General features: G+C 67.2%; 7 protein-coding genes. 4 read left to right on the top strand and 3 right to left on the bottom strand.

What is annotated here, in order from left to right:
• Positions 1-34: 34 nt before the first annotated feature.
• The 3 genes from BLR21_RS39220 to BLR21_RS39210 form a co-directional block, all read right to left on the bottom strand.
• Positions 35-1,546 (bottom strand): tyrosine-type recombinase/integrase, encoded by a 1,512-nt coding sequence (locus tag BLR21_RS39220; RefSeq protein WP_176930005.1) that lies wholly within the window; start codon positions 1,544-1,546, stop codon positions 35-37.
• Between the two features lie 174 nt (positions 1,547-1,720).
• Positions 1,721-2,047 (bottom strand): helix-turn-helix domain-containing protein, encoded by a 327-nt coding sequence (locus BLR21_RS39215; protein WP_090014935.1) that lies wholly within the window; start codon positions 2,045-2,047, stop codon positions 1,721-1,723.
• Positions 2,048-3,097, bottom strand: a complete 1,050-nt coding sequence (locus tag BLR21_RS39210) for a tyrosine-type recombinase/integrase (protein ID WP_256335224.1) — start codon at positions 3,095-3,097, stop codon at positions 2,048-2,050. It abuts the gene before it with no gap.
• 326 nt (positions 3,098-3,423) lie between these two features.
• Here BLR21_RS39210 and BLR21_RS39205 point away from each other — a divergent pair, with 326 nt between their 5' ends.
• From BLR21_RS39205 to BLR21_RS39190, 4 genes are all read left to right on the top strand, one after another.
• The gene (locus BLR21_RS39205; RefSeq protein ID WP_090014931.1) at positions 3,424-4,599 is read left to right on the top strand and encodes a DNA cytosine methyltransferase; all 1,176 of its coding nucleotides are present in this window, start codon (positions 3,424-3,426) and stop codon (positions 4,597-4,599) included.
• A complete protein-coding gene (locus tag BLR21_RS39200) occupies positions 4,596-4,841 on the top strand; it encodes a helix-turn-helix domain-containing protein (RefSeq protein WP_090014929.1) in 246 nt (81 codons plus the stop codon). Before BLR21_RS39205 ends, BLR21_RS39200 begins: the two co-directional genes overlap by 4 nt.
• 133 nt (positions 4,842-4,974) lie before the next feature.
• Positions 4,975-6,150, top strand: a complete 1,176-nt coding sequence (locus BLR21_RS39195; RefSeq protein WP_090014927.1) for a tyrosine-type recombinase/integrase — start codon at positions 4,975-4,977, stop codon at positions 6,148-6,150.
• Positions 6,151-6,324: 174 nt separating this feature from the next.
• The gene (locus BLR21_RS39190) at positions 6,325-7,287 is read left to right on the top strand and encodes a hypothetical protein (RefSeq protein WP_090014925.1); all 963 of its coding nucleotides are present in this window, start codon (positions 6,325-6,327) and stop codon (positions 7,285-7,287) included.
• Positions 7,288-7,291: the final 4 nt, after the last annotated feature.

Here is a 7,291-nt window from a genome sequence, read left to right as displayed (position 1 = left end):
TGAACTCCTTGAGTTCACGAAAACTGAAGCAACTTCAGCGGGAACCCAAGTGGTCATCGGCCTCATTGTCGGGGTTGGACACTGGGGTTCGCAACGAACCCGAGGACGTGGCGGCGTGAACGTCCTCAATCAGTTGGCGTGCGTTGGTCGCGTAGCGGATCGCGGTCTGCGCGGCCATGCCAAACACAGCCGACAGGTGCAGCGGGTCGGCGCCGCAGGCGATGGCTTCCTCGAGTTGCCGGTCGATCCGCAGACGTTCCAGGTTCGCGGGGAGTCCTCGCAGGTTCAGGATGAACGCGGCGCTGACCGGGCCGAGTCGAAGCGCGCTTTCCTTGCTGATCAACAGATGTGGGTTGGCGGTGTGCGGCCATCGGCGGCGTCGGTGGTCGAGCCACTCGACCAGCGCGCGGTAGGTCAGCTCGTCAAGCGGGCGTGTCCGGCCGGCGACGGTGAGCCGGTGGTTGGCGAGGTCGACGTCGCCGAGTTGCAGTGCACGGATTTGACCGGGGCGGGCCGCGTGCACGAGCGCCAGTGTCAGGCACAACTTGGCCTGAGGTGTGGTCGCGGCTTGGACCGCGCAGGCGATGTCCTCATCGGACAGACGTTGCCAGACAGGCGGCGGGTACTTCCCGATTCGGATTCGGGCGACCGGGTTGCGGAAGATCGCTCCCTCACGTTTGGCCCAGGTGAACAGCGAGCGCAGCGCCACCAAGGCGTGCACCCGCGGCTCGCCGCGCAAGAGGTCGAGGTAGTCGATGACATCGTCGCGAGTGACTTCGCGCAAATGGTCGTAGGTGCCCGACCACATCTGCAGTGCGGGTCGCGCGGCATTGACGTAGGTCATGGCTGTCTCGGGCCGACGTGGTCGGCGGCGAGGTCCGCCGTCGCGCACCACGTGCGCCCAGCGCCGCACGTGGTGGGCGATCGCGGGTGCGAGATTGTCGAGTTTGGACTCAAGCCAGGTGTCGAACACCGACGGCCTGTCGTCGTGCAGGATGCCCATCGCGGCCAGCACGTCGAGGACGTGGACCAGGCCGCCGCCCCGGTTGCGGATCACATGCTGGAAGTCCGAGACTCGCACCGTGTCGCCGTCGGTGTGAGTGACCAGCAGCATCACGAGGTTGCGGTTGAGGGTGCGTCGCACGATCGGATCGAATCCGCGTGTCTCGGCCATCGTGTGCGCGAGATGCAGCGCCCACGCCAGCCACGGATTGTCCGGCGCGGAGCCGGATCTCAGGTCGACGTGGCCATAGCGGTAGGTGCGGGGCAGGTCGGCGAACAGAACGAGCTGCGCACAGTCCAGGTGGGGACCACGCGCCACCGGCGGTGGCGGTTTGGCGGGGCGTCCTTTCGCTCCGCGGCGCCGCTCAGCCGTGCGCGGGCGAGCACGAGGGCGGTACAGGTCGGCCAGGAACAACTGGTGGCACTGCACCGCTGCCACGAACGGGGCGAGCACGACCTTCCCGCGCGCATCCTCGGCGGCGACGGCGCGATCCTCGCGGGCCTGGCACCAGCACAACCGGCAGTAGCCCTTCTTGAGCCGCACGCGACGCCCGCACGCACCGCACTCGCCGACGTGCTGGCCGAAACGGGCAGCGGCGAAGTTGTAGCAAGCCAGGCACACACCCTGTGCGTAGGTCTGCCCCCACGCCAGGCAGTCCGCGCAGCTGGTCACCGACCGAGCGACCCTCGGCCCGACACCGTCACGCGCGACCATCGATCAGGTAGGCGGCAAGGACCGGCCGTCCCGCCGACGCGGCACCACGCGCGGCGGCTTCGCCGGCCCGTTGGCAGCGGACTGCTCGCTGTCGGCATTCGGGCCACGAACCTTGTCCGGCTCGGGAATCAACAGTTCCCCGATCTGGCAGCCGAGCACCGTACAGATCACATCCAGATCTGCGAGCTTGAGCGACGCGGGCTGGCCGGACCACAGGTTGGACATCTTGCCCAGCGAGATGACCAAGCCGTATTCGGCGAGTCGCCGCTGCAACTCGGAGGCTTGCCAGATGCCGCGGTTCGCCGCGACCAGACGCAGGTTCCACCGCATTCACATCAGTCCTTCCAGCCGCGTGGCGGCGCGTTTCTGCCCAGCGATCCAGGCGTCTTCGATGCGGCTGCGGTGCACGTGGACGTACTTCATCGTGGTGGCCACCCAGGCATGGCCGTACATCTCCTGAATGGAGATCAGGTCGAGACCGCCGAGGTAGAGCTGCGAGGCGCAGTAGTGCCTCAGCACGTGCGGCGACAACCGGCCCGCCCACTGCGGCAGGTGCGTCACGGTCGCCTCGGCCAGCCCGGCGCGCAACGTGTCATAGCCGACCCGGCAACGCGATCCGTCACGGTTCGTGCGCTCGGAAGGGAACAACGGCGCACCGTGCCGGGTGTGATCGTCGCCGAACTGGCCCCACACATCCTCGACATACCAACACAAAGTGCGATCAGCACCGTTGAGCAACGGCACCATCCGCTCGCGCGGCCCGGAGCCTCGCGCGCCTTTGCCCATCCGGATGTGCAGCTTGCCGAACCGGCCCAGCTCCCAGCGGATGTCGGCCAGGTCGAGGTGCCGGGCCTCGTTGATCCGCACGCCGACGCCTGCCATCAGTCGTGCCGCCGCATAGTTGCGCGCCGAGGGCGCGAACTTCCGGCAGGTCGCCAGGTCCTGCGCCCAGCCAGTGAACAGCGTGTTGATCTCGCTTTCCAGCGGCGGGATCCGCAGCCGAGCGTCTTTGTTGCCGCGCGGCCGGTTCATCTCGTCGAGCGGGCACTGCACGACCCGGCCGGTCATCGCGTGCAGCTCGACCTTGTGCCGCAGCTCGAGAAACTCGAAGTAGACCGACAGCGCTCCCGCGCGGGCCAGCCGGGTTCCGCTCGGCGCTGCGCGCATCACCTTGCCGAAGTAAGTGTCCGCATCTTGCGGCTCCATCTCCCACAACGGCCGGCCGAACCAGTCCCGGATCTGCTCCAGGTTGCTCACATCGCCGCGAACCGTGCCGTCCGCCAGACCCGCCGACGACCGCGCGAGCACCAGCCCGGCCATCACATCGACCTCGAACCGCTCGAGCTCCTCGGGCGACGCCACCACGCGGCGTGCCCGCAAGTCCCGAACCGGTGCGACGGCCAACCCACGCCCCTTGTCTTCGGACAACGTGCAGAGAGTTCAGCCAAGATGACATCACTTCAGAAATTCCGAAGCAACTTCAACACGCCGATCCTCTCGGATCGAGCGACGAAGTACTGGGTCAGCAGCCGACCACGACCTGAGGCCCGATCGAACTCAAGTGATGTCGGATTGAACCCTGCGGCATCAACAGATCGGAAGCGTGTTCAGTCCACTACGGACTCGGACGAACGCTCGACATCGTACGGGCAAACAACGTGACGCCGCTGTACGTTGCGGCGACGCCAGGACCGTCGATCGGCTCGATGTGCACCGGATACGGCGGGCTCGATCTCGGTGTCTTGGCCGCATTCGGCGGCGGCAGGGTCACCTGGTGCGCCGACAACGACCCGCACGTCACCACACTTCTCGACGCCCGCATGCCAAGCGCGCCGAACCTCGGAGACCTCCGCACCGTCGACTGGTCCGCTGTGCCCACTGTGGACATCGTCACCGCCGGGTTCCCGTGTCAGGACATCTCCGCCGCCGGCCGCCGCGCCGGTATCAAGAAGGGGCAACGCAGTGGACTGTGGACCAGCATCGTGGCCGCCCTTCGCCTACTACATCCACAACTCGTTGTCGTGGAGAACGTGGCCGCATTGCGATGGCGCAACGGCGGACTCGACCGCGTACTCGCGGACCTGGCCGCCGCAGGGTATGACGCACTCTGGCGTAGCGTCCGCGCCGCCGACGTCGGAGCGCCGCACCGCCGCGAGAGAGTTTTCTTGCTCGGGTGGCCCCGCCGTCTCGAAGACCAGGACGTTCGCAACGCCGACAGCACACGATGGCAGCTCCAACGGTGTGAGCGCCGCCAGCAGACAGGGTGGGCCGTCGCTGCTGGACCAGTTGCGGTTGTTGCCGACGCCAACCGCACTGGACCGGCGTGCGACTGCACGCCAGGCGCAGACCAACACCGGAGCACCCGACCACGCGGCCAGCGCTGGATCCCATCCACCGCTGTCCCAGGAGGCCCTGCCGCCGGTGGGCGCGCAGACGTTGTTGACTCCGCGTGCCAGCGACGGCGCGAAAGGCTGCCCGCAACAACGGGGTTCCAAGGGCGAGTTGATGCTGTCCTCAGCGGCGGTTCGCCTGCACCGTCAACAGCCACGCACAACGACACGTGGAACCCGCCGGCCACCGAAGTCGACTGGGGCGACTACGCCACCGCGATCGCCCGCTGGGAAGCCACACTCGGCCGCCCGGCGCCATTCCCCACCCAACCCGGACGCCACGGACGACCAGTCCTCGCGCCCCCACTCGTCGAACACATAATGGGCCTGCCACGCGGTTGGGTCACCGATCTCGCACTCAGCCGCACGGCGCAGCTGAAGGTTCTCGGTAACGGAGTCGTGCCACAACAGGCCACCCGCGCCGTGTCCCTCCTGCTGGCCGATCTCCAGGAGTTCGTCAGACATGCCTCGAGCGCGGAGGACGTGTCATGACGGCTCCTTCACATCGAACAACGGCGCCGCAGCAGGACCCGCCGTCGCGGCTCTACACCCCCGCTGAAGCCGCTGACATCCTGACGGTCCGGGAGTCGTGGCTGCGACGCCAAGCCGGGCAACGACGGATCCCGTGCACCTTCCTCGGCAAGCACCTGCGGTTCTCTGACGCCGACATCCAGCAGATCATCGCGGCCGGTTCCCGGCCCACCTCAGGACGTCGCCGCACGCGAAGGCGCTGAGCACGTGTCATTTGTGGGAGTCCACTGCGGACAAACCAAGGTTCTTGTGCCGCAACGCTTGCCCTCTTCGCAGATCGAAGCGTCCATGCATCCGTCAAATCCGTGACCCCCACACCACCAACCGGAGGACGAGATGGCCTGGGTAGAAAAGTCAGGCAAGCAGAGCTGGCGGGTGCGCTACTTCAACGACGACGGCACCATCGGCTCCCTTACCGGCTTCACCACGAAAACCGCCGCCGACAACGCAGCGGAAGACCTCGAATCAGACCAACGCGACGCCTCGAAGACCAACCTGGAGCCCGGTCAGACCACGACCCTGGCCGAGTGGGCCGAGACTTGGCTTGATGCCCTCGACGTGGACCTGCGCACTGAGGAGAACTACCGCAGCAAGCTCCGCGCTCGCATCCTGCCCCGCTGGGGCACGACCCCGTTGGCTGACATCAAGAACGCCGCCGCGCATGCCTGGGCCAAGTCGCTGCGCCAGGACGGTCTCGCCGATGTGACGGTGTCCGACACTCTCAAACTGCTCTCGTTCATCCTGTCCGACGCCCATGACGAGAAACTCATCCCCGCCAACCCGATCAGGCCCCGCCGACGAGGTCGAGCTCGCCGCCACCGTCAAGCCACCGAACAGATCTGGGCGATGCCAGGCGAGGTCATCCGCGTCGCCGACCAGACCGCCACCTGCTACGGCCCCGCTGGCGGCATGCTCATCCTCACCGGCGGATGGACCGGCGCCCGCTGGGGCGAACTCGTCGGCCTGCAGCGCCACAACCTGCACCTCGACGACGCCTGTTTCGTCATCGACCCCAACTTCGGCAGCCTGCACGAGTCCGCCTCCGGCAAACTCTGGCTCGGCCCGCCCAAGACACCGCAGTCAGCACGCACGGTCACTCTGCCGAAGTTCCTCGTTCCGCTGCTGCGCCAGCACCTCGACACCCACAAGCACCGACACGTGTTCGTCACTCCTGGCGGCGACCTGCATCGGCGCAGCAACTTCTCCCGCCGTGCGATGCGCCCCGCTTCCGACGGCAACTCCAGCCTCAGCACCTACCCGATCAAACCCGGCCTGACCTTCCGAGGCCTGCGCCACAGCCACAAGACCTGGATGATCGCCGACGCCGTCCCCGAGGTCGCCCAGTCCCGCCGATTGGGCCACAAGCTCCCCGACAAGATCCAGGAGACCTACTCGCACGTCGCCGCCGAAGTCGAACAACGACTGATGGTCGCCCTGCAGAAGCGATGGATCGACGCGATCACCGAACTTCGCGAACAGGAGGCCAGCAGCGACTGGCGCACCGCCGCGTGAACCGCCGCCTTCGTCGGTGTGGACATGAATGAACTCTGCTAGCGTCGTCTCTGCGCCACGGGGTCTGCGGAAGCACCCGGACCACCAGCGCGGACCCTGACTTTCGTTGACAGACCTGTCGTCGGTGCGCGCCCGGCGGCAGGTCTGCTCGACCTGCGCTAACCGGAGAAACTCATGTCGCTCGACGACCCGTTCTACGAGGCATTCCTGCCGCACCACACGGCCAGCAAGCACCGCGTCATGGCCATCACCCGCCACCCCGGCCACACCCAACTCCACGCCCTGGCCACCGTTTCCGACGCCACCGCCGCACGCCGACTGGCCGACGCCCTCAACTCCCGCCTGCTCGGCCGCCGCAACCACACCGAACGCCTCGACGCCGCACTGGCAGGCATGCCCGACAGCGTCGTCGCCGCTGTCCGCCAGCTGCCGATCGATCCCGTCCGGGTCGCGAAGTGGGGCCGACCGCCGCTGGCTCGCGAGGTCTACAGCGAGCCCATCGACGGCATCCTGCTGTTCCCGACCACCTCATGCACGCCGGGCGAATGCACCCTCTGCAAGGACTGCGCGAACGACTGCCAGAACTGCGAACTATGCGAGGAGGCCGGTTGTGAGGACTGCATCCCGCCCGACCTAACTCCCCGCACGGCTCGACTGCTCGCCGCGGCCGGCGCCGTGCTCGCGGACCAGTACTTCGACTACGCCGAAGCTGTCAGCCGCGGCAACACGTCCGCCGGCGACCTTCAGTTCGTCCTCTCGATCATGCGCAAGCAGTCGGCCGAGTTCCTCCGCCGCGTGGCACGCGCGTTCGACGACCTGGTCGGTGACCTTCGCGACGGCACCGACCCGCGTCCTCTCGACATGGTCGAACAGATCGCTCTGGACCTGCTCATCAGTGATGCCGAAGCCATGCACAGCGACGCCGACGTGACTGCGGAATTCGCTGAGGGCCTCCCCGAGACCCCGTACGACTACGATTTCGGCAGCCTCTACGACGTGCTGTTCGAGGACGCCGACCACGACGGCTACCTGTCCTCGAAGCACGATCCAGCCGCGCCAGGCGAGCTGGAGTACCTCTTCGAACGGTTCTACTCGCTGGAAGAACAGCGCGATCCGAACCGCGGCTTCCGACGCTGAGCCA

The sequence above is a fragment of the Lentzea albidocapillata subsp. violacea genome (assembly GCF_900100275.1).
GTDB classification, from domain to species: domain Bacteria; phylum Actinomycetota; class Actinomycetes; order Mycobacteriales; family Pseudonocardiaceae; genus Lentzea; species Lentzea violacea.
Note: the sequence above shows the minus strand (reverse complement) of the source record. Positions and strands in the feature narration are given on the sequence as shown.

Bases quoted from the DNA above. Each gene is read 5' to 3' on its own strand.
- BLR21_RS39215 (WP_090014935.1), bottom strand. From the start codon at position 2,047: ATGCGGTGGAACCTGCGTCTGGTCGCGGCGAACCGCGGCATCTGGCAA.
- BLR21_RS39200 (WP_090014929.1), top strand. From the start codon at position 4,596: ATGACGGCTCCTTCACATCGAACAACGGCGCCGCAGCAGGACCCGCCG.
- BLR21_RS39190 (WP_090014925.1), top strand. From the start codon at position 6,325: ATGTCGCTCGACGACCCGTTCTACGAGGCATTCCTGCCGCACCACACG.
- BLR21_RS39205 (WP_090014931.1), top strand. From the start codon at position 3,424: ATGTGCACCGGATACGGCGGGCTCGATCTCGGTGTCTTGGCCGCATTC.
- BLR21_RS39195 (WP_090014927.1), top strand. From the start codon at position 4,975: ATGGCCTGGGTAGAAAAGTCAGGCAAGCAGAGCTGGCGGGTGCGCTAC.